The following is a 23,841-nucleotide window of genomic DNA, read 5'->3' as shown; positions in this document are numbered from 1 at the left end:
TCATTGTTAAAGTCAACAAATATAGTAAGAAATTACTATATGCAACTACAATTGAAGATTACAGTCTTATTCATATTGAGTAAGGCAGTAAGCGCTAATTAGAATAAAGATATTAAGAGCTATAGGTGGATGCCTAGGCTGGTAGAGGCGATGAAGGACGTACTAGGCTGCGATAAGCCTCGGGGAGCTGCCAAGAAGCTTTGATCCGGGGATTTCCGAATGGGGCAACCCGGCACGGTGCGAATCGTGTCACCCTTCGGGGGGCGAACCAAGGGAAGTGAAACATCTCAGTACCTTGAGGAAAAGAAATCAACCGAGATTCCCAGAGTAGCGGCGAGCGAAATGGGACTAGCCCTAAAGCGTGTAGTGTGTTAGCAGAATCCTTTGGAAAGAGGAGCCATAGAAGGTGATAGCCCTGTAAGCGAAAACTATCTACATGTTATTCGAGTAGGTCGGGACACGTGTTATCTTGACTGAACATGGGGGGACCACCCTCCAAGGCTAAATACTACTACCAGACCGATAGCGAACCAGTACCGTGAGGGAAAGGTGAAAAGAACCGTGGTGAACGGAGTGAAATAGAACCTGAAACCTATAGCTTACAATCATTCGGAGCCCCATTCTTTATGAGGGGTGACGGACTGCCTTTTGCATAATGAGCCTGCGAGTTGTGGTATCTGGCAAGGTTAAGCGAACGCGAAGCCGTAGCGAAAGCGAGTCTTAATAGGGCGATTAGTCAGATGCTGCAGACCCGAAACTGAGTGATCTATCCATGAGCAGGTTGAAGCTGGTGTAAGAGCTAGTGGAGGACCGAACCGATAGGCGTTGAAAAGCCTCCGGATGACTTGTGGATAGGGGTGAAAGGCCAATCAAACTCAGTGATAGCTGGTTCTCTCCGAAATATATTTAGGTATAGCCTCGAGTTATTAGCATACAGGGGTAGAGCACTGACAGGGCTAGGGCTGCTCACCGCGGTACCAAACCCTATCAAACTCCGAATACTGTATGCCTAACCTCGGGAGTCAGGCGGTGGGTGATAAAATCAATCGTCGAGAGGGGAACAACCCAGACTAGCAGCTAAGGTCCCTAAGTTACATCTAAGTGGAAAAGGATGTGGAGTTGCTGAAACAACCAGGAGGTTGGCTTAGAAGCAGCCATCCTTTAAAGAAAGCGTAACAGCTCACTGGTCTAGCGATTCTGCGCCGAAAATATAACGGGGCTAAGATGTACACCGAAGCTCTAGACTTAGTTTTACTAAGTGGTAGGAGAGCGTTCCATTCAGCGTTGAAGGTATACCGGCAAGGAGTGCTGGAGCGGATGGAAGTGAGCATGCAGGCATGAGTAGCGATAAAAGCAGTGAGAATCTGCTTCGCCGTAAACCCAAGGTTTCCTACGCGATGCTCGTCATCGTAGGGTTAGTCGGGACCTAAGTCGAGTCCGAAAGGGGTAGACGATGGCAAATCGGTTAATATTCCGATACCGACTGTAGAGCGTGATGGAAGGACGCATAGGGCTAAACGAGGTCACTGATGGAATAGTGGCTCGAAGGATGTAGGTTGTAAGGCAGGCAAATCCGCCTTACATGAGACCGAGATCTGACAGGCTGTCGACGCTCTTCGGAGCAGAAACAGAATCGTTGATGCCGTCGTGCCGAGAAAAGTTTCTAAGCATATCTACAGTCGCCCGTACCGTAAACCGACACAGGTGGGTGAGATGAGTATTCTAAGGCGCGTGGAAGAACCCTGGTTAAGGAACTCTGCAAACTAGCACCGTAACTTCGGAATAAGGTGTGCCCGTTGTATGTGAAACCCCTGCGGGTGGAGCAGAAGCGGGTCGCAGCAAAGAGTCCCTCCCGACTGTTTACCAAAAACACAGCACTCTGCCAACACGTAAGTGGATGTATAGGGTGTGACGCCTGCCCGGTGCTCGAATGTTAAAAGGATCCGTTAGCTTTGCGAAGCGGTGAATTGAAGCACGAGTAAACGGCGGCCGTAACTATAACGGTCCTAAGGTAGCGAAATTCCTTGTCGGTTAAATACCGACCTGCATGAATGGCGTAACGAGATGGGAGCTGTCTCAACCAGGGATCCAGTGAAATTGTAGTGGAGGTGAAAATTCCTCCTACCCGCGGAAAGACGGAAAGACCCCGTGCACCTTTACTATAGCTTGACACTGCTATTGGGATATTCATGTGCAGGATAGGTGGGAGCCGTTGATTATATGACGCCAGTTGTATATGAGGCACCCTTGAGATACCACCCTTGAATATTCTGATAGCTAACTGCGCAGAGTTATCCTCTGTCAGGACAATGTCTGGTGGGTAGTTTGACTGGGGCGGTCGCCTCCTAAAAAGTAACGGAGGCTTACAAAGGTTGGCTCAGATGGGTTGGAAATCCATCGCAGAGTATAATGGCATAAGCCAGCCTGACTGTGAGACGTACATGTCGAGCAGAGTCGAAAGACGGTCATAGTGATCCGGTGGTTCTGTGTGGAAGGGCCATCGCTCAAAGGATAAAAGGTACGCCGGGGATAACAGGCTGATCTCCCCCAAGAGCTCACATCGACGGGGAGGTTTGGCACCTCGATGTCGGCTCATCGCATCCTGGGGCTGGAGCAGGTCCCAAGGGTATGGCTGTTCGCCATTTAAAGCGGTACGCGAGCTGGGTTCAGAACGTCGTGAGACAGTTCGGTCCCTATCTTCCGTGGGCGTAGGAGAGTTGAGGAGAGCTGACCCTAGTACGAGAGGACCGGGTTGGACGAACCACTGGTGCACCGGTTGTCCTGCCAAGGGCACCGCCGGGTAGCTACGTTCGGATGTGATAACCGCTGAAAGCATCTAAGCGGGAAGCCAACTCCAAGATGAACTCTCCCTGAAGGACGCATGAAGACTACATGCTTGATAGGCTGGGTGTGTACGCAGAGCAATCTGTTTAGCTGACCAGTACTAATAGTCCGTTCGTCTTTTTTCCCTAAAATTAGTGTCTTACTGCCTTACTGAATATGAGAAGCTGTAATCACTGTAGTTGCCGTTGACTTTAACAATGAAAACTTCCCGACACAGTCGGATCTAAGATCACTTCGGTGCTTTTAGATCCGATTGTCCAGGTGGCTATAGAGAGAGGGAAACGCCCGGCCCCATTCCGAACCCGGAAGCTAAGCCTCTCATCGCTGATAATACTGACCCTTGCAGGGTTGGGAACGTAGGTCGCCGCCTGGTTCTCGGAATTTCTTCACATTCAAACAATCACAACAATTTATTACCAACAATCTCTTAAGTCTAAACTCCGGCGGCTATGTTGGCTTTATACTACGTATTCGCTCTTCATCTATCTTACTTTACTCCTGTAAAAACGCAACCCCGTTGCCTTTTTTCATGAGATATCCTGGTTCTCGGATTTATCTTTCTTTTACTTACTTCCAAAGTATCACTAATCATTTATCCACAGTGTAAACTAACGATATTCGAAAATTACATCAACTTAGAAATCTGTCTGTTCTATATAAATGCACTTACCCATGTTCAGGGAATATAGATCTTGTCGATAAGCTCTTCGTACTCTTTTTGTGCATCACTGTCTATTGTGATGCCGCCGCCGCTCTTGTAGACGTGCCCAGACGGCGTATTTTCGATAAAGCGGATGGAAACGGCACTGTAGAGGTCTTTGCCGTCAAAATAGCCAAATACCCCTGTAAAAAAGCCGCGTTGGTACCCTTCGACCTCTTTGATGATTTCCACGGTACGTTTTTTCGGTGTACCGCTGATACTCCCTGCTGGTAAAAGTGCATGCAGTATCTCTTCGATGCGTGACGGCCAGGTACTTTCCAGCTTTCCAGAAATCTTTGAGCTCACCTGCAGCAGCTTTTTAGTGCCGGCTTTGATCCTGTCGATATAACGGAATTTTTCGACTTGTATATTGGTCGCTACGATACCGAGATCGTTGCGAAGAAGGTCGACGACCATCAGGTGCTCCGCCATCTCTTTTTCATCGCTGAGAATCGTCTCTTCCGCATGGGGAAGGGAGGCATCGATGGTCCCCTTCATAGGGTACGTATAGATTCTGTCATCGATGATCTCAATGAATTTTTCCGGGGAGAAACAGACGAATTGATCTTTGAAACGGAGTTTGAAGGGTGCATTGGCCTTCGCGTAAATGGTATGCAGACTGTCGCTGCATTCGATCGGTGTGGGTTGGGTCAGGTTCAGCAGATAAGTGTCGCCGTTTCTAATATACTCCTGGACTCTTAGCAGCTTCTCTTTATAGGGCTCAAACCCGATAGGCTGTTTCTCCACCTGGGTATCATGGGGAGTGCCTGTTGCATGGAAAGCAAATTCGATATCTTCGTCTGCGAGGGTGTCAAGGGGATAGCAGGCGAGATCCTTCCCTTCGAAATCGGAAAGAAAAAAGAAGGGGACGGATTGCGTGCAGAGGGTGTTGAGACTAGCGGTTGCCATCAAGGATCAGTTTTTTGAGCACGGCCATGCGTACGGAGACGCCGTTGGAGACCTGTTCAAGGACTTTGCAGCGCTCATCGGCCAGAAGGTCGTCGTCGATATCGATATTGCGGTGTACCGGTCCCGGGTGCAGGATAATGATGTCGCGGGCGCCGACAAGCTCTTTGGTGATGCAGAAGTCGCTGGCATAATCCTGCAGCGATGCGTAGCTGGGCTGGGAGTGGCGCTCCGTCTGGGTGCGGAGACTCATGATGGCGTCGACGTTGTCAATCACGTCTTGCAGGTGATAGGTGGAGGGCAGGTCGGTCTGCGGCATGAATTGGGGCGGACTGACCAGGGTGACCTTCATACCGAAGCGCTGCAGCAGTTCGATGTTGGAGTTCGCGACCCGGGAGTTCTTGATATCACCGACGATGGCAATGCGTTTGCCGTTGACGTCCCCGAAATGTTTGCGCAGGGTAAACAGATCGAGCAGGGCCTGTGTCGGATGGGCATGGGCCCCGTCACCGGCGTTGATGATCGCGGCACGGGTGTGGTTGGAGAGGATCTTCGGGACCCCGGCATTGGCATGGCGGACGATGATGGCATCCGGTCCCATCGCGTCAAGGTTCATCGCCGTATCGACGAGGGTCTCTCCTTTCTTCGTGGAGCTTTTGCCGACATCGAGGTGGACGACTTCGGCGCCGAGCCGTTTTGCAGCGATTTCAAAGGAGCTGCGGGTGCGTGTCGAGTTTTCGAAAAAGAGGGTGATGATGATACGGTCCTGCAGAATGCGGTGAAAACCGCCCCGGGCGTAGAGGTCCGCGTCATCGTAGAGGGAGAGAATCTCTTCAGTGCTGAAGTCGTCGGTACGGATGAGATGCTGCATGGACCCTCTTTATTTTTGGAGAATTATAGCAAAAGCGCGTCGCAAAGTTGCCCAATGTCCTCTTCGAGATTGAACCATCCCGGCGCGGCGGTATCGAACCAGGGACGGGAGGTCGCATCGAACCCGTTATCCCCTTTCCGACAGTTCAATACCCATTCTGATTCGATGCCGCGCCGTTTTAGCGCTTCAAGGCTCAGACGCAGATCGTTGATGCCGCCAAGACGGCAGTGGGCAACGAGCAGCGCTTTAGCCCGGTACCGGGGGATCAGGTCGATCATATCGGTCTGGGAATCAACGGGCACCAGCAGTCCGCCGGCTCCTTCGATCAGGCAGACGTCGCAGATCGCGTCCATCGCCTCGACGGCACGGTCGATGGCATGCCAGTCGATGGCGGCCTCTCCCTTGGCGACATAGGGGGCCGCGGGCAGGGGGAACTGCACAGGGACGATATCGTCGATGTCGAGCGCCCAGGCCTGGGGGTTGAGCTGTTTGAGCTCCTGCAGCAGCAGGGTGCCGTCCTCCGGAGCGGTGGTGACGCCGGTCTCGATCGGTTTGACAACGCCGACATGGAGGCCGCGTGCACTCAGTGCATGCATCAGTTTGACGGTCGTATAAGTTTTGCCTATCTCCGTATTGGTCGCTGTGATAAAAATGTGTTGCGCCACCTAAACCTCTTTCGGCTATAATGTGACCCTATTTTACAGTCAACAGGTTTAAAGAAATGAATCGTTTTGAAGCGTTTACGACACAGATCGTGCAGGGGAGCGGGGCGAAAGAGGGGGCAATCTCGCCTGTCATCGCCAACTCGGCAGCCTTCGCGTACGGAGATCCGGAGACGGCGGAGGGGATCTTCAACGGCAGCGTGAAAAAGCCGCTGTATGCCCGTGTGGGCAATCCAACGTCCGGAAAACTGGAAAGCCTCCTGGCTCAGATGGACGGTGGCGTCGGCGCCATCGCGACAAGTTCGGGCATGGCGGCGACGACCCTGGCCGTCATGTCGTTGCTGGAGAGCGGGGACGAGATCATCAGCATCGGCGGTCTGTTCGGGGGGACGTACTCCTTTTTTGAGGAGACCCTGAAACGCTTCGGCATACGTACCGCCTTTTTCGACGTCGATGCCCTCGAAGAGGTCGAAGCGGTTATCACGGCCAAGACAAAGCTGATCTACCTCGAAAGCGTCGGAAACCCGAACATGCGTCTGCCGGATATTGAGGCCGTTGCGGCGATCGCCGATGCCCACGGGATCGCACTGATGGTGGATAATACCGTGACGCCTTTGAGCATCCAGCCGCTGAAGCTCGGCGCGGACATCGTCGTCTACTCGACGACGAAGCTGATCGCCGGAAACGCGTCGGCCCTCGGCGGCGCCGCCGTTTTCCGGGCGATCGGCGAGGGCAAAGACAAGTTCAAGACGCCGCGCTATGCGTCGATTCACAAGTTTATCGACAAAATGGGGGCGATGGCCCTCGTCGCCGTCGGTAAAAAACGGGCGATGCGCGACTTCGGTATGAGCCCGTCGGCGTTCAACAGCTACCTGACGATGCTGGGGCTCGAGACGCTGCCCCTGCGTCTGGACCGGATCATTGAGAGTGTCGAAAAAGTCGTGCACGCCCTGAAAGAGGCGGGGCTGAATGTGAACCACCCGGCCTTGAGGGATCACCCGCACCATGACCGCTATACCACGCAGTTCAGTAACGGGACGGGACCGCTCTTTACGATCGATATGGGAAGCGCGGAGGCCGCATACGATTTTCTGCGCAAAACGAAACTGGTGACGATCACGGCCAATATCGGCGACAGCCGGACACTGGCACTGCATATGGCGTCGACGATCTACAGCGACTTCGGCGACAATGAGCGCGCGTTTCTCGGGATCACGCCGGGTCTGATCCGTGTATCGGTCGGGCTGGAGAACCCCGATGACCTGATCAGGGATTTTATCACGGCGGCCGAGTAACGGCGCGCAGGTGCGTCAGGGAGGCTCACAAAAGCCGTTAGCAGCCATAGGTTGTTAGATTTAATTAGATTGTAAGCTTAAGGAAATGATAATATAGACCTTTTGATACCCCTGCAAGGCTTATGATGCGTACTATTTTCCTCTTTTTGTTCCTGGGTGTTTCGTTACTCTTTTCCGCCACCGTGGAGCAGATGAAGAGTGAGAAGCGTTATGCTCTGGTGATCGCGAACGGACTGACTACCGAGACGAACGACGACAAGGCGGTTGCGTCGGCACAGGCATTGGCGTCTTTTTTGAAATCCAAGGGCTTCACGACGGTCACGGCCTTCAATCTTGACCGGGCGGAGCTCATTAAAACCTTCCGCAGTTTTGACAAAGGGATCACTCCCAATGCCGTCATTACCCTTGCCTACAGCGGACGGATGGTCGTCCATGATTCACAGGCGTGGATGATGCCGGCACGGATGAAATTGGAGGGATTGCCCCAACTGCGCCTCTCCGCCGTCAGTTTTGATTTTCTGCTTCAGAAGCTGCAGCGCCACACTCCCCGGGTCAGCCTGGGCATCGTCGATGCGTTTCGTTACAGCGGCAAAGCGAATACGACGGACGGAGAGCTGATCCTTGACGCCGTCAAGGACGTCAAGGAGGCGGATACCCTCGTGCGCTGGAACGGTAAATCGGTAAGCTCTCCGTTTTTCGGGCATCTTATGCAGACGGTCGGAAAAGGCCATGACGATATGGATGCACTGGCCGACAAGCTCTCCAAGGCGGGAGTCCACTCCCGTATTGCCGCGTCGGATTTCTACTTCAATGTTCCCGCCAAGCTGCTGACGCCCGCGGACAAAGCGTGGCAGCGTGCAGAAGCCAAAAACAGCGTCGTCGGCTATGAAGCCTTTCTGATCGCCTATCCCGAGTCGGCATATAATCAGACAGCAGCCAACCGGATCAACGCGCTCAAAGCCAAAGAGAAGAGCACCGCCGCCGACAAAGGGGCGGTCACTTCCAAGAACCAGGAGCTGGAGAAGGTAGAAGCAGAGCTCAAAGCGCAGCAAGAAGCCCTTGCACGCCTGAAAGCGGAGCAGCAGGCGCTGGTAGGAGGCACAGAGGCCGCGGATGAAGCCCCCCAATACATAGAACCGGCGGAGATGGTGGCGATCCCCGAAGGGATTTTCCTGATGGGTTCCGAGCAGTTTGAAAACAGCAAACCCGTACATATGGTGACGGTCAAAGCGGGGCTGCAAATGAGCGCCTATGAAGTCAGCAACAGAGCCTATAGCGCCTTTTTGAAGGCAACGGGGGCGAAGTACCGCAAGAAAAAACTGCTCAAAAACGAGAGTGCGGCGGTCGCGTACGTCAGCTGGGAAGAGGCCATGGCGTATGCCGAGTGGCTGAGCAAGATGTCGGGCAAGCATTACCGCCTGCCGACAGAAGCGGAGTGGGAGTACGCCGCCCGCGCCGGCAGCGATACGCTTTATGCGTGGGGTGACAGTGCCGCCAATGCCGCCCAGTATGGATGGGTGGCGACCAATGCCCACGGATTCGTGCACTCCCGCGGCCTGCTGCAGCCCAACGCTTTCGGTCTCTTCGACATGGTCGGGAATGTGGCCGAGTGGTGTCAGGACGGGGCGACCCCCGATTATAAAAGCGCCCCTTCCAAAGCGGAGAGTCTCGTCTCCGACAATGCGGCGATGAAGATCATCCGCGGGGGATCCATCAAGAGCAGTGCAGAGGAACTCTCACCCTCCTACCGCGACGTCAATATCCCTACTTTCCGCAGTGAAACCACCGGTTTCCGGCTCATCCTCGAGCCGTGAAGCCGGAGTATACACTCTCTCAATTTTCACGACAATAAAAATCAATATAATTTAATTTTTAATAATAAGTAAAATGTAATATATTATTTTCAGTAATAATTTCTTCTTCCTTTAAGCTTGAAATAGTGACAATGGGTGTTCACCAAAAATGGTTGAGTATGCCACATGAATTGTACAAGGAGGGAATCATGGGATTGTCACGCAGAGATCTGCTCAAACTTTCCGGTGCCGCCGCTGCCGCGATTGGGGCTGCGGGGTGCTCGCAGATGGGACTCGGGCCGGATGAAGAGGAGACGACGAATGCCGGGAGCGTCGGTGTCGGAACGGAAGCGGCGCTGCCGAAAACCGATGCACCGCGGGTGGTCGTCGTCGGCGGCGGATGGTCCGGGTTGACGGTGGCCAAGTACGTTAAGAAGTATGCGCCGAACGCCGACGTCGTGCTGGTCGAACAGCGCGGCGAATTCATGTCCTGCCCGGTCAGCAACCTTTGGCTGGTCGAGGCGGTGGAGCTTGACTTCCTGATACACGACTACCTTCAGGCCGCGCGGGAAAACAATTACACCTTTTTCAACGCCACGGTCGTAGGTGTGGACAAGGCAAAGCGAACGGTCATGACGAGCGACGGCGATCTTACCTATGATTACCTCGTCCTTGCCCCCGGTATTGATTACGACTATTCAGAGTGGACGAAGGAGCCGGCGCTGGAACGTCGGCTCCGTACGGAGTTCCCGGCGGGCTTCAAACCGGGTTCGGAGCACCTCACCCTGCGTAACAAAGTGCTGGATTTTGAAGGGGGCAACTTCATTCTGACGGTGCCCGGCGGAAACTACCGCTGTCTGCCCGCACCCTATGAACGGGCCTGTCTCATCGCGGATTATTTCAAAAAAGAGGGTATCGAGGGGAAGGTCGTCCTGATCGATGAAAATGACGATATCACGATCAAGGCCGAAGGGTTCCACTCGGCCTTTGACAAGCTTTACAAGGAGTACATCGACTATCATCCGGGGACGAAGATCGCGCATTTCGATCTGGACAAAAAAGAGGTGATGACCGATTACGATGATGTTATCGCCTTTGAAGATGCCGCGTTTTATCCGCATGTGCGCGGCGGTAAGATCCTGGAGGTCGCGGGGGTCGCGAAGGACAGCATCTTCAACAAGATGGAGGCCGATATCAACGTGCTGACCTACGAGGTTAACGGCCATCCGGAGATCTACTGCGGGGGCGACGTCCGCCCGATGGGCTTCAGCAAGTCCGGTAACACCGCCAATACGGAAGGCGTCTACATCGCCAAACGGATCGCCGCCAAAATCAACGGGGGAGAGGAGACGCCGTGGGAATCGCCGCTGACGATCTGCTACTCGGCCGTTGCCAGCGATCCGGTCCTGGCCATTTCAATCAACGCCGGGTACGCTTACGATGCGAAGGCCAAACGCTTTACGTTTGCCAATGTCTACACCAACGAGACATGGGACGGGCGTGTCGGCATCAACAACGGTCGTGGCCTGATGGAGTGGGCCAAAGGCATGTACCGCGACATGTTCAACGCATAGGAGGCAAGGAATGGAACGCAGAAATTTTTTAAAGGTACTCAGTGCGACGGGTGCGGTGATCGCGATCAACCCTTCCACGATCGGACAGACCCTGATGGCCAAGGACGGCGCCCTCTACAAACGGTACGCCAAGGTGAAGCTTGTCGACGGCAGCGGCGCTCCTTTGAAGGCCGATGCGCTGAAAACGGGCGAGAATTACGTCTTTAACTACCCCTATGCCGGCACATCATGCCTGCTGGTGAATCTGCCGATGCCGACGGCGAAAGACGTTGAACTGACCGACGAATTCGGGAACGAATACGTCTGGAAGGGCGGTGTCGGCAGCAAGGGAACGATTGTCGCCTACAGCGGGATCTGCCCGCACCAGTTGACGCACATCAACAAAAATGACAGTTTCATCACGTTCCGCAATCCCGGAGAGCGTTTTGCGGGGGATATCGTCTGCGACGGGCATACGTCCGTCTACGACGCGGAGCGCGGCTGCCGGGTCAAGGAGGGAAAGGCGCCGCAGCCGCTGGCGGCCATCGTGCTCGAAGTCGGCAGCGACAACACCCTCTGGGCGGTAGGCGTCCTGGGCAAAGACAAATTCCACGAGTTTTTCGGCAGTTTCCGCCGCGAGCTCAAAGAGCAGTTCGGCAGCAAACGCAAGGCGAAAGCCAAGGTGTCCGAACGCGCCGAAACCGTCTTGCTGCGTGACTATACCCGGGACATCGTTAAACTCTGAATCTCCTTCGCACGGCAGGCTTTTCCGGGGCCTCCGCCGTTAATCTGCATTTTTAAGTCGTTGCTTACACAATCCCTGCTAATCTAACTGACGTTAGTAAAGAACAAGACCGATTTATGCATTTTCACCGCAGAGGCAGTGGAATGCACGTTTTAAGGACAATGTTTGAGTACCAAAAAAGAGCTTGAACTTGAGGGTGAACTGCTGCTCAAGGAGCCGGGACAATATAAAGTGATTTTGCTCAACGACGACTACACATCGATGGATTTCGTCGTCGAGGTTTTGATGAGTATTTTTCATAAAAATTATCAGGAAGCGGAGCAGATTATGCTCGATATCCACCGCCAGGACCGCGGTATCTGCGGCGTCTATACCTACGAAGTGGCAGAGACCAAAGTGATGCAGGTAAGCCGCCTGGCCCGGGAGCATGGGTACCCGCTCAAGGCAACGATGGAGGAAGCGTGATGATCAGTGCCGAACTTAATGCCGTCTTTCAAAAAGCGCTGCTGTATGCCAAAGATCAGCGGCATGAATACCTGACGATCGAGCATGTCTTTTATGCCCTGCTCGGTTCAAAAGAGGGGATCGCCATTATCCGGGAGTGCGGCGGCGACGTCGCGGCGATGCGCGCCATGGTGAGCCGTTACCTCTCCATGACAATGGACCCCCTGCCTGAAGACGTGACCCAGGAGCCCTTCGAGACCGTCGCGCTTTCACGGATGATCGACCAGATGATCCGCCATATCCAGAGCGCGCAGAAGCAGCAGGCGGAAGTGGGCGACCTCGTGGCGGCGATTTACGAAGAGAAACACACCTACGCCTGCCAGGTACTGCTCGAGAGCGATATCAACCGCGTCGACGTTCTGGAAGTGATCTCGCACAAAGATGTGCAGCCCCAGTCCGTATCGGATGCGGAGGAAAGCTATCTGGAGAAATATACGGTGGAGCTGGTGGCGCAGGCGCGTGCCGGCCGCATCGACCCGGTCATCGGCCGCCAGGATGAGATCGAGCGGGTCGTGCAGACGCTCTGCCGCCGGAAAAAGAACAACCCGCTCCTCGTGGGCGAACCCGGCGTCGGGAAGACGGCCATCGCCGAGGGGCTGGCGATTCGCATCGCCGACGGTGAGGTCCCCGAACTGCTCGAGGAGGCCCCCGTCTACGCTCTGGACCTCGGGGCGATGCTGGCCGGCACAAAGTACCGGGGCGACTTCGAAAAGCGCCTTAAGGGGGTTATCGATGAGGTGACGGCGCACAAGAACGCCATCATGTTCATCGATGAGATCCATACCCTCGTCGGTGCGGGTGCCGTCAATGGCGGCAGCATGGACGCTTCCAACCAGCTCAAACCGGCCCTGGCATCGGGGGCGATGAAGTGTATGGGGGCGACGACCTACGCCGAGTACCGCAATGTGTTTGAGAAAGACCGGGCGCTGAGCCGCCGCTTCGCGAAAATCGATGTGGATGAGCCGAGCCAGGCGGAGAGCATCGAGATCCTCAAGGGACTTCGGCCGAAGTACGAGAAGCACCACAAACTGACCTACGAGGACAAAGCCCTCGAAGTGGCGGTATCGTTGTCGAAGAAGTATATCTCCGACCGCTTCCTGCCCGACGTGGCAATCGACCTTATCGACGAGGCGGGGGCGTCGTTCCATCTGAAAAAGCATGACCGCAACGTCGTCGAAGCCCTCGATATCGAAAACGTCATCGCAAAGATGACGGGGATCCCGACCTCGCAGGTGTGCGAAGACGATACCCTGCGCCTCGAACATCTGGAACGCGACCTGCGCAGCAAGGTGATCGGGCAGGATGCCGCGGTCGAAAAGGTCGCCCTGGCGATCAAGCGCAGCCGCGCCGGCCTCAACCCTGAAGAGCGGCCGATCGCGTCGTTCCTCTTTGCGGGGCCGACGGGCGTTGGCAAAACCGAACTGGCCAAGTCCCTGGCGGAGACGCTGGGGGTCCACTTTGAGCGTTTCGACATGAGCGAATACATGGAGAAACATGCGCTTTCACGCCTGGTAGGCGCCCCTCCGGGCTATGTCGGCTATGAGCAGGGCGGGCTGCTGACAGAGGCGATCCGCAAGCATCCCTATACGGTTCTGTTGCTCGACGAGATCGAAAAAGCGCACCCGGAGCTGATCAACATCCTGCTGCAGGTGATGGACAACGCAACACTGACGGACAACAACGGCTACAAGGCAAACTTCAAGAATGTCATCTTGATCATGACCTCCAATGTCGGCGCGACGGAGCGCAGCGTCATGGGCTTCAATGCTGACAGCAGCCTGGCCCGTGGGGAGGCGCTCAAGGCTTTCTTTACGCCGGAGTTCCGTAACCGCCTCGACGCCGTCATCGAGTTCGCGCCGTTGGATCGCGAAATCGTCGAGGGGATCGTCGACAAGTTCATCGGCGAGCTCAATACACAGCTGGCGACGAAGGGCATTACGATCACCCTGGGCGAAAAAGCCCGCGGCTATCTTGCGGAGATGGGCTACGACAAAGCGATGGGCGCCCGTCCGCTCGGCCGGATCATCCAGGAGAAGATCAAAGATCCCCTTACGAATGAGATGCTGTTCGGCCGTCTGAAGGCGGGCGGAACGGTCCACGTCGATTACAAAAACGAGATTGTTTTCACGTACGACGAACATGCGGAGGAAGAGGCGGCGGTGTGATCCCGCAGCAGATCCGATACGAACTGGCGTTTCCCGACCCGAGGGACGCCGACGAATCCGGTATCGTCGCCTTCGGCGGCGACCTCTCGCCCTCGCGGCTGCTGCTGGCCTACCGCAGCGGTATTTTCCCCTGGTACAGCAAAGGCGATCCCATTTTGTGGTGGTCGCCCGATCCCCGGTTCATTCTCAATCTTGACGACTTCGTGCTACGCCGTTCCCTGCGAAAGCGGCTGAAACATTTCGAGATCCGTTTCAATACGGCCTTTGGCGACGTGGTCCGTGCCTGTGCGACGACGCCGCGTCCGGGACAGGAGGGGAGCTGGATCCTTCCGGAGATGGTCGAGGCCTACGAGGTGCTGCATGCGATGGGGCATGCGCACTCGGTCGAGGCTTGGCAGGAGGGGCGGCTTGTCGGCGGGCTCTACGGGGTCGAGGTCGGTGGAATGTTCTGCGGCGAATCGATGTTCGCCCATGTCAGCGACGCCTCCAAGGCCGCGTTTGCCGCACTCGTCGAACATCTGAAAGCGCGCGGTTTCGAAATGATCGATGCGCAGGTACCGACGGAGCACCTCAAGAGTCTGGGGGCGATCGAAGTGAGCCGCGATTATTTTTTGTTGCGTCTTGAACAGTTACGTGATAAAGGTATAATGGGTTTCATGCAAGCATAAAAAGGAGCGGGCATGAAACGGCAAACGATCAAGGCAACGGTTCTGGCACTGCTGGGCGTCATGCTGCTTTCGGGATTCTGGAGCGGGAAGACGGCCGAGGAGAAGCGCCAGGAGGTGCAGAAGATGAAAGCGGAAACGCTGGCGATGCTCTACAAAGAGGCACCGGAGGCGAAAGCGATCATTAAAAAAGCGTACGGTTACGCGGTGTTCAGCAACATCGGCGTGAATATCATCCTTGTCTCCGCCGGCGGCGGTTCCGGCGTGGCGCACGACAACAAGACGGGCAAGGACACCTATATGAATATGGGGACCGTCGGCGTGGGGCTCGGTATCGGCATCAAGGATTTCCGCGGCGTCTTCCTTTTCGAGAACAAGGAGGTCTATGAGGGCTTCATCAACAAGGGATGGGAGGCCAACGCCCAGGCGGATGCCGCGGCCAAAGCCGATGATAAAGGTGCGGCGTTCGGGGGGGCGATCACCGTGGCGCCCGGCATCCGCCTCTATCAGTTGACTAAGACCGGTCTGGCGCTGCAGGCGACGATCCAGGGCACGAAGTACTGGAAAGATGACGAGCTCAACGAATAGCCGCTGCTAACGGCGGTGATAAAGTGTGGGTTATTAGACCGCTTTAAGGAAACAATTCCTATACTGAACCATCATCAAACGATGAAGGAGTCACTATGAAAAAAGTACTTGTAAGTCTTGCTGCGGTTGCGGCACTCAGTTCGGCGGCATTCGCCGGTGTCAATAGCCAGACAGGCTGCGGTCTCGGTGCGATGATCATCAAAGATGACAGCTCCGCGCTGATGCTCGCCCTGCAGGCGACAACGAACGGTACCTCTGCCAACCAGACCTTCGGTATTACGTCCGGTACATCCGGCTGTAAGCGCATGCCGCTGGTGATGAACGACCGTGCGGCCGAATTCGTCGCATCCAACATGGATCAGCTCGCAAAAGAGGCGGCGATCGGCGGCGGTGAAAGCGTCGATACGCTCGCGGAACTGCTTAAAGTCGACGACAAAGCGGCTTTTGCGGCTTCCCTGCAGCAAAACTACAACAGCATCTACACGTCCGGCGACGTCAAGATGGCTGACGTTCTCGACAACATCGCAACCGTCGAGGGCTGAATCTGCTTTTACCGGGCCGGTTCCTCCGGCCCATCCTTCCATCTTCCCCAAAGGGTTTTTTCTTGTACCGTTTCCTGATGATAGTGATGATATTGCCGTACATCCTGCAGGCAAACGTATTGGAAAACGCCCTGGAAAAGGCGGCGGCGACGGGGGTGGCCAAAAGCCGCTACTGGCACCTGCTGCTGCATATGCCCTCAGACGTCAGCGAAGTCGACGATCCGGCGTTTTTCCTCGCCCCCGGAGGCAAGTGCGACGCGGAAGCCGAACTCAATGCGACGCTCGCGGCGCTTTACAATGAAACCCGCTTCGACGACAACGCGACGGGGTGCCGCTTTCCCGCCCGCCGCGCCTGGCTGCAGGAGACATTGGGACTGGAGGGGTTGCCGGAGCTGCACTGTAGCGCCTACGAGACGCTGGTGCGGAAGATGGACCCGCAGTCGGTGACGCTGGTCTTCTCGTCGGCGCATATCAACTCCCCGGCTTCCATGTTCGGCCACACTTTCTTGCGTATCGACTCCTCCTATGAATCGAAGATGCTCTCCTATGCCATCAATTACGCCGCCGGCGCAGACCCGGACAAGGAGAACGGCGTCGTCTTCGCGGTCAAAGGGCTCTTCGGGGGCTACCCCGGTTTTTACTCCCTGCTGCCCTATTATGAAAAGCTCAAAGAGTACCGGGATACGGAACAGCGCGACGTTTGGGAGTACGACCTGGACCTAGACCATGACGAGGTGATGGCCATGATCCGCCACATCTGGGAGCTCAAGGGGGTGTACAACTGGTACTTCTTCTTTGACGAGAACTGTTCGTACAATATGCTCTGGCTGATGGAGATCGCCCGGCCGGACGTCGATGTGCGCGGCCACTTCGCCTATCACATCATCCCGATGGAGACCGTGCATGCCACCGAGGAGGAGAGGCTGGTACGGGCCAAGCACTACCGTCCCTCGAAACGGACACTGCTGCTGGCCTACGAAAAGGTACTGGACCGCCGCGGCGAAACCGAAGCCATGGCACTGGCCGACGGGACGCTTACCCCCGGGACAGTCCTGAACGACTCGGCACGTGACACGCAGATGAAACGCTACACCCTTGAAGCCGCATCGGAGCTGGCCGAGTACCGTTTGATGAAAGGAGCGGTGGACAAAGCGACCTATTCGGAGCGTTTCCACGCCATCCTCTCCGCCCGGGCGTCGCTGGGGAAGGGGGAGAAGCTGCCGGTGGCAACGCCGCGCAATCCTGACGAGGGGCACCGGGCGACCCGGGCGCAGTTGGGGACGGGATGGCGGGACGGCCACCCCTATCAGCAGCTGGGCATTCGCCCGGCCTATCACGACCTCGGCGACAGTGACATCGGATTCATGCCGGGAACGCAGATCGAGTTTTTGGACCTTCTGGCGCGCTATGACCAAGACGGTGCCGCGGTCGAAAAGGCGACCATCGTCTCCATTACGTCCATCGCCCCGCAGAGCGCCTTTTTTAAACCCTTCTCCTGGCGGATGCACGCGGGGTGGGACCAGAACTTCATTTCTCGGGACACGCTCTTCAGTATGGCCGTGGGAGCGGGCGTCGCGGCGGGAGGCACATGGGGGTACGGGTATGCCCTGGCGGAGCCGGAACTGTTCGTGACGGACAAAGGGTACGGTGCGCTCAAAACGACGCTCGGGCTCCTTTTCGAAGTGGGGGGAGGTTCCAAGCTGGCCGCGGAAGGGGGGTACCGTTTCTATGCGGACGGGATGCGCCAGTGGACGGGACGGGTGGAACACACCAGCCGCCTTTCACAGAACAACGCCCTGAAACTTGCCTTCGACTACACGGATAAAACGGCGGGAGCGCAACGCAGTTTCACGGCTGAATTTGTCCACTATTATTAACGTGCTGGCACCTCTAACAACCCCGTATGGATCTCAGAGGATTTTTGAAGCGTGAGATTTTCTTTGTTTTCTGCGCAGGTCTAGCCGTAGCTAAGTCAAGAAGAAAACGGAGGAAAGATCGTGCTTCAAAAGCCCTCCCTCAGGGCACTGCAGAGAAAAGCCATACTCGGCGTTGCCGCTTTTCGACTTAGCTATGGCTAGGCCTTCAACGCGTCGCCTTGATTATGACTTTCTCTGCAGTGCTGAGACCGTACAGGGTTGTTAGAGGTACCCATACTTTTATAGACACTGCTGCCGCTTTCGGTTATAATCAGTAGACTATATCAGAAAAGAAGAGAGACGATGTATATCCCGCAAATAGAGTTTTCCCTCTGGGCCGATTTCATTGAACGCGATTTTATCGATACGGGTCTGAAACGGCTTGTTGAACAGGGAATTGTCAACGGAGCGACGTCCAACCCCGCCATTTTTAAAAACGCTATTTTGACGTCGCCGGCTTACCAGATGCAGCTCGAGACGCTGCAGAATCATACCCCCAAGGCAAAGTACGAGGCCCTGGCGATTACGGATATCCAGAAGGCGGCGGATGCATTACGGCCACTGTTCGATCAGGGCAATGACGGCTATGTCAGCATCGAGGTCGACCCCTATCTCTGCGACGATGCCGTCGGTACGATCGAAGAGGGGCGCCGCCTTTTCAGGGAGATCAGCCGTCCCAACGTGATGATCAAGGTTCCCGCAACGGACGCGGGGTATGTCGCCATGGAGACACTCGTCGGCGAAGGGATCCCCGTCAACGCGACATTGATCTTCTCCAAGGCGCAGGCTTTGGCCTGTGCCAACTCCTTCGCTCGGGGTTTGGAGAAGGGTGCCACGCAGGTCGATACGGTGATCAGTATCTTTGTCAGCCGCCTGGACCGCGCCATCGATGCGGCCCTGGAGTCCAAGGGGGTACAGCCATCCCTGGCGGGCGTCTATAACGCCGCAGCGATCTACGAAGCGATCGAGGGGCTGGAGGTGCCGCGCTGCCGGGCGCTCTTCGCATCGACGGGGGTCAAGGGGGGCGGCCTGTGCCCCTCCTACTACGTCGATGCGCTTTTGGCGGCGCACAGCGTGAATACCGCGCCGATCGAGACGATCGAGGCGTTCGTGGCCCATGGCGACAAAGAGGCGAAACTGCCCCTCGATGCGGATCGGATCGAAGCGCACTTCGACGCCGTGGCAGCGGCCGGGGTCGATCTCGAAGCGGTCTGCGCCCAACTGATGGCCGAGGGCCTCGAAGCATTCAAAACGGCGTTTGCCGAAATCCTGGCAGAATTGGAGTAATTTATGAGTACAAATCAAGTCGATACCGATATCAATATTGAGAACCTGACCTTTGAAACGCTGCGGCGGGTGCGCGGCTACCTGAAGCGGATGATGGATGCCGGGGGGTCCGACCTCCATCTCAAGGCCAACTCCGTCGTGCGCGCCCGTATCAACGGTGACATTACGCCACTCAGCGGCGAGATCTTCAAGAAAGAGGAGGCGCTCACCTTTGCCAAGGAGCTGCTGCGGACCCGCTTCGCCGAGTTCGTCCGGCAAAAAGAGCTCGACCTTGTCTACTCTTTCGATGAGAATACCCGTTTCCGTGTCAACATCTTTTTCCAGATGGACGGGGTCTCCGCGGTCTTCCGTGTCATTCCCGTCAAGATCGTCTCCATCGATGACCTCGGGCTGCCGAAGGTCGTCCACAAATTCGCCCATACCGAGCGGGGCCTGGTCCTGGTCACCGGGGTCACCGGTTCGGGGAAATCGACGACGCTCGCGGCGATCATCAACGAGATCAACTGGTCGCTGCGCAAGCACATCGTCACGATCGAGGATCCGATCGAATTCGTCCACAAAGACCGCAAATGCATCGTCAACCAGCGCAGTGTCGGGCAGGATACGAAAAGCTTCGCCAACGCCCTGCGCGCCGTACTGCGTGAAGACCCCGACATCATCCTCGTCGGGGAGATGCGGGATATCGAGACCGTCGAGACGGCGCTGCACGCGGCGGACTCGGGGCACCTCGTCTTCTCGACCCTGCACACCCTGGATGCGAAGGAGACCATCAACCGTGTCATCTCCATCTTCCCGACCGGGGAGCAGAACCGTGTCCGTATGACACTGGCGGCGGTGTTGGAAGGGGTCATCTCCCAGCGCCTGATCCCCACCGTCGACGGCAAACGGACGGCGGCCCTCGAGATCCTCGTCAATACGCCCTATGTCGCGCAGCTCATTATGGAAGACCGCGACAGCGAGATCCGCGACGCTATCGAGGAGGGGAAGGATATCTACGGCTCCCAGAGTTTCGACCAGGGGATCCTGGACCTCTGGAACGCCAAGCGGATCTCGACGGAGCAGGCGTTCAAATATGCGACGTCTCCGGCGGACCTCAAGCTTCGGATGGAGGGGCTCACCAGCCGCGTGACCGCGAAAGACGGCAGTACGCAGAAGTCCGGAGGAGAGGATGACGACAAGCCGCGCTTCAGTGAAGACGAGATTTTCCAGCTCAAGAGCGAGTAGCATGCTCTTTAGCTGTTTTTAAAGAATATTTAAGTATTATTCCGTCCTATTTTATTACAAGGACACACCTATGTTGGAAGGTATTGTTAGAGAGAGTACCGGTAAAAGCGCAACGAAAGCGTTCCGCCGCGATGGTTATCTGATTGCCAACATCTACGGAAAGGGGCTTGAAAACGTTCACGCCGCTTTCAAGATGAATGAGTTCATCCGTACAGTTCGCAACAAAGACACCCTGGCGTTTCCGGTAAAAGTCGGTGATCAGGAGATGAACGTTGTCGTTCAGGCGTATGAGTCTCATCCGGTGTCCGGTAACCTGCTGCACGTTGACCTGATGGTCGCGCAGCCGGGTGTCGTTACCCACTACAACGTTCCGGTCAAAACGGAAGGTTCTCCGGTCGGTCTGAAGAACAAAGGGATGCTCTACATCGCGAAGAAGCGTCTGCGCGTCAAAGGTGCGATCGATCAGATCCCGGATACGATCACTGTCAATGTCGCTCCGCTCGACCTCGGTGACTCCATCTTGATTCGCGACCTGGAGAAATCCGAAGCGTTTACTTTCACAGACGCTGACCGCGTTTCCGTTCTCTCCATCATCAAAGCGAAGTAACTTTGCTGATCGTCGGACTGGGTAACCCGGGTTCGGCGTATGAGAAGACCCGGCACAATGTCGGGTTCATGGTCATTGATGCGCTCTTGCGGCGCCATCAATGCGATGCCGTCAAAAAAGCCGTCTTTGAAGGCGACCTCTATAAATTTTCCTCCCATTTTTTACTCAAACCGCTCACTTTTATGAACCTGTCAGGGCGTTCCATCGGTAACGTTAAACGTTTTTACAAGATCGATGAGGTCATTGTCATTCATGACGACCTGGACTTGCCGTTCGGGACGCTGCGTTTCAAGCGCGGGGGCGGACACGGGGGGCACAACGGCCTCAAATCGACCGACACAGCGATTTCACCCGATTATGTCCGGGTGCGGATGGGAATAGGCCACCCCGGGGATCGCAACCGTGTCGCCGACTATGTTCTGAGCGCCTTTACGCCGCAGGAGGCCGAATGCCTCCCCGAGTGGATCGAGCGGGCCGCTGACGCGGTGGAGGCGTTGACGCGCATGGGCATGGACGAGGTCGCCTCTAAGTACACCGTCAAAAAAACTCCGTTACAATAACCGATATTTTTCAGGGGCCTGCGATGTTGATGTTCCGGTATATCGCCTATCACTACCTCAAGTACATCGCCGTCATCCTCTTTGCCCTCGTCTTTTTCATGGTCGGGTTTGACTACATGGAGAGCGCGGACAAGCTGCAGTCGGCCAACCTTATCGTCATCTACCTCACCTACAAAACCTTTTTTGCCGTCGATATGCTGCTGCCGCTCTCTTTGGTCTTCGCGATGATTGCGACGAAGATTTTCCTGATCCGTTCCAACGCCCTGGTGGCGATCTATGCGCTGGGGTACAACAAAACCGACGTCATCAAGCCCTTCGTCGGCGTTGCCGTGGCGATCATGACCCTCTATATCGCCCTGCATGCGACTTCGTTTGCCCGGGCGGACGAGTACGCGAACAATATCCGCCGTTCCGCGCAGTACCTGCAGCCGACCAGCAACCTCTTTTTTACCTTCAAAGACCGCTACGTCTATTTCGGGAAGCTCTACCCGCTCCAGGAACGAGCCGAGGACATCCGCATCTTCACCCATGAAAACGGCGCGCTGCAGCAGGTGCTCTCCGCCGAGGGGGCCTATTACGCCGACGAGCACTGGCACCTCAACCACGCGGTGTCGCTCCAGAAGCCCAAAACGCTGAGCCTGGAGGGGGAGGGGATCACCGTCACGCAGTTGCAGGACCTGACCCTGCTCGAGGGGTTCCGTCCGAAGATCCTCGACCAGGTATACGAGGGGAAGGTGAACTACACCATTCTTGATGCGATCGACGCCCTGATGCTGCTGGGGAGCGAGAATCTCAATATCGACAAGATCAAAAGCGCGCTCTACCGTATTTTCATCACGCCGCTCTTCGTGCCGAGCCTGATCATATTGATCTTCTTTTTCGTTCCGATCAGCCCCCGGTTTCTCAACATCACGCTATTCAGTTTCGTCGCGATCCTGGCGACGATGATGACCTGGTCGTTTCTCTTTATGCTCACCGAGCTCTCCAACAACAAAACGATCCCCAGCGAGGTGGGCATCGTCCTGCCGGTCCTGGCGCTTTTCACGGCGGCGCTGATACTCTGGTACCGCAACCGCGGGCACGGCGTCGACGCGCACTCCTAACGCCCCCTTTAGCCCTTTTTCGCTATTATCGCGCAAGAATTTTCCCGGGCACCCCACGGCGGTAAAACGTTGCCGATGCCCCGAAAGAAGGAAGCATGTCAATGGACTTCAACTCCCTGGCAGAGACATACGGTACGCCGCTTTACGTGTACGATTTCGATGCGATGCGTGCGCAGTACGAGACGCTGAAAGAGGCGTTCCGCGGACGCAAATCCCTTATCTCCTACGCCGTCAAGGCCAACTCGAACCTCAGCGTCGTCAAACAGTTCGCCGACCTCGGCGCCGGCGCGGACTGCGTCTCCATCGGCGAAGTACGCCGCGCGATGATGGCGGGCGTACCCAAGTACAAGGTGATCTTCAGCGGGGTCGGCAAACGCGACGACGAGATCCGCGAGGCGATCGAGCGGGATATCCTCTACATCAACCTTGAGAGCGAGGCGGAGCTGGGGCGTGTCGAAATGATCGCGCAGGAGCTGGGGCAGGTGGCCCGAATCAGCATCCGCGTCAACCCCAATATCGACCCCAAGACCCACCCCTACATCTCCACGGGGCTGCATGACAACAAGTTCGGGGTCGAGATCGATGCGGCCAAACGGATGTACATCCGGGCCAACGCCTCGGAGTGGATTGAGCCCGTCGGGATCCATTTCCACATCGGCAGCCAGCTCACCGAACTCGACCCGATCCGCGAAGCGAGCGAGATCGTCGCCGACCTTGTACGTTCGCTCAAAGCGGCCATCGGGATCGAGCTGAAGTTCTTCGACATCGGCGGCGGCCTCGGTATCCGCTACAAGGACGAAACGACGATCACACCCTACGATTATGCCCAGGCGGTGCTTTCGACCCTGACGGGGATGGACATCACCGTCGTCTGCGAACCGGGACGTTTCATGACGGCCAACGCCGGCTACTTCCTGACACGGGTGCTCTACGAGAAGCAGAACGGCGCAAAACGCTTTGTCGTCGTCGACGGGGCGATGAATGACCTGATCCGCCCGAGCCTCTACAGTGCCTACCACCGCATCGTCCCCGCCACGGCGCATGAAGGCGACGAGACGCCGGCGGACATCGTCGGTCCCGTCTGCGAGAGCGGGGATTTCCTCGCCAAGGAGTACCCGCTGCCGCCGATGGCGCACAACGACCTGCTCGTCGTGCACAGCGCCGGGGCCTACGGCTTCGGCATGGGCAGCAACTACAACACCCGCGGCCGCGCGGCGGAAGTCGCGCTCATAGCGGGCGCAGACCGTCTGATCCGGGACCGGGAGTCTTTCGAGGACCTGGTCGCGCCGGAGCTGAAATACCTCGGCTGAA

The 23,841-nt window shown here is 56.2% G+C and carries 19 protein-coding genes and 2 rRNA genes; 18 read left to right on the top strand and 3 right to left on the bottom strand.

The genetic code is table 11. The features are described from left to right. The first annotated feature begins 102 nt into the window (after positions 1 to 102). Both LOH54_RS11060 and rrf read left to right on the top strand, forming a co-directional pair. Positions 103 to 2,969, top strand: a 23S ribosomal RNA gene (locus LOH54_RS11060). A 132-nt stretch (positions 2,970 to 3,101) separates the two neighbouring features. Then, positions 3,102 to 3,217, top strand: a 5S ribosomal RNA gene (rrf, locus tag LOH54_RS11055). Positions 3,218 to 3,520: 303 nt separating this feature from the next. Here the strand turns inward: rrf and LOH54_RS11050 are convergent. Genes LOH54_RS11050 through bioD form a run of 3 tightly spaced genes read right to left on the bottom strand, consistent with a single transcriptional unit; the run spans position 3,521 to position 5,986 of the window. Continuing rightward, the gene (locus tag LOH54_RS11050) at positions 3,521 to 4,453 is read right to left on the bottom strand and encodes an aminodeoxychorismate synthase component I (RefSeq protein WP_231019137.1); all 933 of its coding nucleotides are present in this window, start codon (positions 4,451 to 4,453) and stop codon (positions 3,521 to 3,523) included. Beyond that, positions 4,440 to 5,321 (bottom strand): aspartate carbamoyltransferase catalytic subunit, encoded by an 882-nt coding sequence (locus LOH54_RS11045; RefSeq protein WP_231019136.1) that lies wholly within the window; start codon positions 5,319 to 5,321, stop codon positions 4,440 to 4,442. Before LOH54_RS11045 ends, LOH54_RS11050 begins: the two co-directional genes overlap by 14 nt. Positions 5,322 to 5,344: 23 nt before the next feature. Next, positions 5,345 to 5,986: a dethiobiotin synthase gene (gene bioD / locus LOH54_RS11040; protein ID WP_231019135.1), complete on the bottom strand. Its 642-nt coding sequence runs from the start codon at positions 5,984 to 5,986 to the stop codon at positions 5,345 to 5,347. A gap of 56 nt (positions 5,987 to 6,042) precedes the next feature. Here bioD and LOH54_RS11035 point away from each other — a divergent pair, with 56 nt between their 5' ends. From LOH54_RS11035 to lysA, 16 genes are all read left to right on the top strand, one after another. Then, positions 6,043 to 7,278 carry an aminotransferase class I/II-fold pyridoxal phosphate-dependent enzyme gene (locus LOH54_RS11035; RefSeq protein WP_231019134.1) on the top strand — a complete coding sequence of 412 codons (1,236 nt, stop codon included), beginning with the start codon at positions 6,043 to 6,045 and terminating at the stop codon, positions 7,276 to 7,278. A gap of 125 nt (positions 7,279 to 7,403) precedes the next feature. After that, positions 7,404 to 9,092 (top strand): SUMF1/EgtB/PvdO family nonheme iron enzyme, encoded by a 1,689-nt coding sequence (locus LOH54_RS11030; RefSeq protein WP_231019133.1) that lies wholly within the window; start codon positions 7,404 to 7,406, stop codon positions 9,090 to 9,092. Positions 9,093 to 9,280: 188 nt separating this feature from the next. Then, the gene (locus tag LOH54_RS11025; RefSeq protein WP_231019132.1) at positions 9,281 to 10,645 is read left to right on the top strand and encodes an FAD-dependent oxidoreductase; all 1,365 of its coding nucleotides are present in this window, start codon (positions 9,281 to 9,283) and stop codon (positions 10,643 to 10,645) included. Between the two features lie 10 nt (positions 10,646 to 10,655). Then, the gene (locus tag LOH54_RS11020) at positions 10,656 to 11,369 is read left to right on the top strand and encodes a Rieske 2Fe-2S domain-containing protein (protein WP_231019130.1); all 714 of its coding nucleotides are present in this window, start codon (positions 10,656 to 10,658) and stop codon (positions 11,367 to 11,369) included. Between the two features lie 165 nt (positions 11,370 to 11,534). Continuing rightward, positions 11,535 to 11,834 carry an ATP-dependent Clp protease adapter ClpS gene (gene clpS, locus LOH54_RS11015; RefSeq protein ID WP_231019129.1) on the top strand — a complete coding sequence of 100 codons (300 nt, stop codon included), beginning with the start codon at positions 11,535 to 11,537 and terminating at the stop codon, positions 11,832 to 11,834. Continuing rightward, complete coding sequence (gene clpA / locus LOH54_RS11010; protein WP_231021242.1) at positions 11,834 to 14,038, top strand: ATP-dependent Clp protease ATP-binding subunit ClpA; 2,205 nt, start codon at positions 11,834 to 11,836, stop codon at positions 14,036 to 14,038. The genes clpS and clpA overlap by 1 nt, the downstream gene beginning before the upstream one ends. Next, positions 14,035 to 14,706 (top strand): leucyl/phenylalanyl-tRNA--protein transferase, encoded by a 672-nt coding sequence (aat, locus tag LOH54_RS11005; protein WP_231019128.1) that lies wholly within the window; start codon positions 14,035 to 14,037, stop codon positions 14,704 to 14,706. The genes clpA and aat overlap by 4 nt, the downstream gene beginning before the upstream one ends. Positions 14,707 to 14,718: 12 nt before the next feature. Continuing rightward, complete coding sequence (locus tag LOH54_RS11000) at positions 14,719 to 15,291, top strand: lipid-binding SYLF domain-containing protein (RefSeq protein ID WP_231019127.1); 573 nt, start codon at positions 14,719 to 14,721, stop codon at positions 15,289 to 15,291. A 95-nt stretch (positions 15,292 to 15,386) separates the two neighbouring features. After that, on the top strand, positions 15,387 to 15,833 hold the full coding sequence (locus LOH54_RS10995; protein ID WP_231019126.1) for a DUF3015 family protein: 447 nt from the start codon (positions 15,387 to 15,389) through the stop codon (positions 15,831 to 15,833). Between the two features lie 77 nt (positions 15,834 to 15,910). After that, positions 15,911 to 17,710 carry an Lnb N-terminal periplasmic domain-containing protein gene (locus LOH54_RS10990; RefSeq protein WP_231019125.1) on the top strand — a complete coding sequence of 600 codons (1,800 nt, stop codon included), beginning with the start codon at positions 15,911 to 15,913 and terminating at the stop codon, positions 17,708 to 17,710. Positions 17,711 to 18,052: 342 nt separating this feature from the next. Continuing rightward, complete coding sequence (locus LOH54_RS10985; protein ID WP_231019124.1) at positions 18,053 to 19,036, top strand: transaldolase; 984 nt, start codon at positions 18,053 to 18,055, stop codon at positions 19,034 to 19,036. Between the two features lie 3 nt (positions 19,037 to 19,039). Continuing rightward, positions 19,040 to 20,260, top strand: a complete 1,221-nt coding sequence (locus LOH54_RS10980) for a type IV pilus twitching motility protein PilT (protein WP_231019123.1) — start codon at positions 19,040 to 19,042, stop codon at positions 20,258 to 20,260. A 70-nt stretch (positions 20,261 to 20,330) separates the two neighbouring features. Then, positions 20,331 to 20,867, top strand: coding sequence for a 50S ribosomal protein L25/general stress protein Ctc (locus LOH54_RS10975; RefSeq protein ID WP_231019122.1), 537 nt, complete (start codon positions 20,331 to 20,333; stop codon positions 20,865 to 20,867). A 2-nt stretch (positions 20,868 to 20,869) separates the two neighbouring features. Continuing rightward, positions 20,870 to 21,427, top strand: coding sequence for an aminoacyl-tRNA hydrolase (gene pth / locus LOH54_RS10970; protein ID WP_231019120.1), 558 nt, complete (start codon positions 20,870 to 20,872; stop codon positions 21,425 to 21,427). Between the two features lie 23 nt (positions 21,428 to 21,450). Next, positions 21,451 to 22,530 (top strand): LptF/LptG family permease, encoded by a 1,080-nt coding sequence (locus tag LOH54_RS10965; RefSeq protein WP_231019119.1) that lies wholly within the window; start codon positions 21,451 to 21,453, stop codon positions 22,528 to 22,530. Positions 22,531 to 22,625: 95 nt separating this feature from the next. Continuing rightward, on the top strand, positions 22,626 to 23,840 hold the full coding sequence (gene lysA / locus LOH54_RS10960) for a diaminopimelate decarboxylase (RefSeq protein WP_231019118.1): 1,215 nt from the start codon (positions 22,626 to 22,628) through the stop codon (positions 23,838 to 23,840). The last annotated feature ends 1 nt before the right edge of the window (position 23,841 follow it).

Origin of the sequence: Sulfurimonas sp. HSL-3221, assembly GCF_021044585.1 — a bacterium.
In the GTDB taxonomy this organism is placed as follows: Bacteria; Campylobacterota; Campylobacteria; order Campylobacterales; family Sulfurimonadaceae; genus Thiomicrolovo; species Thiomicrolovo sulfuroxydans.
Note: the sequence above shows the minus strand (reverse complement) of the source record. Positions and strands in the feature narration are given on the sequence as shown.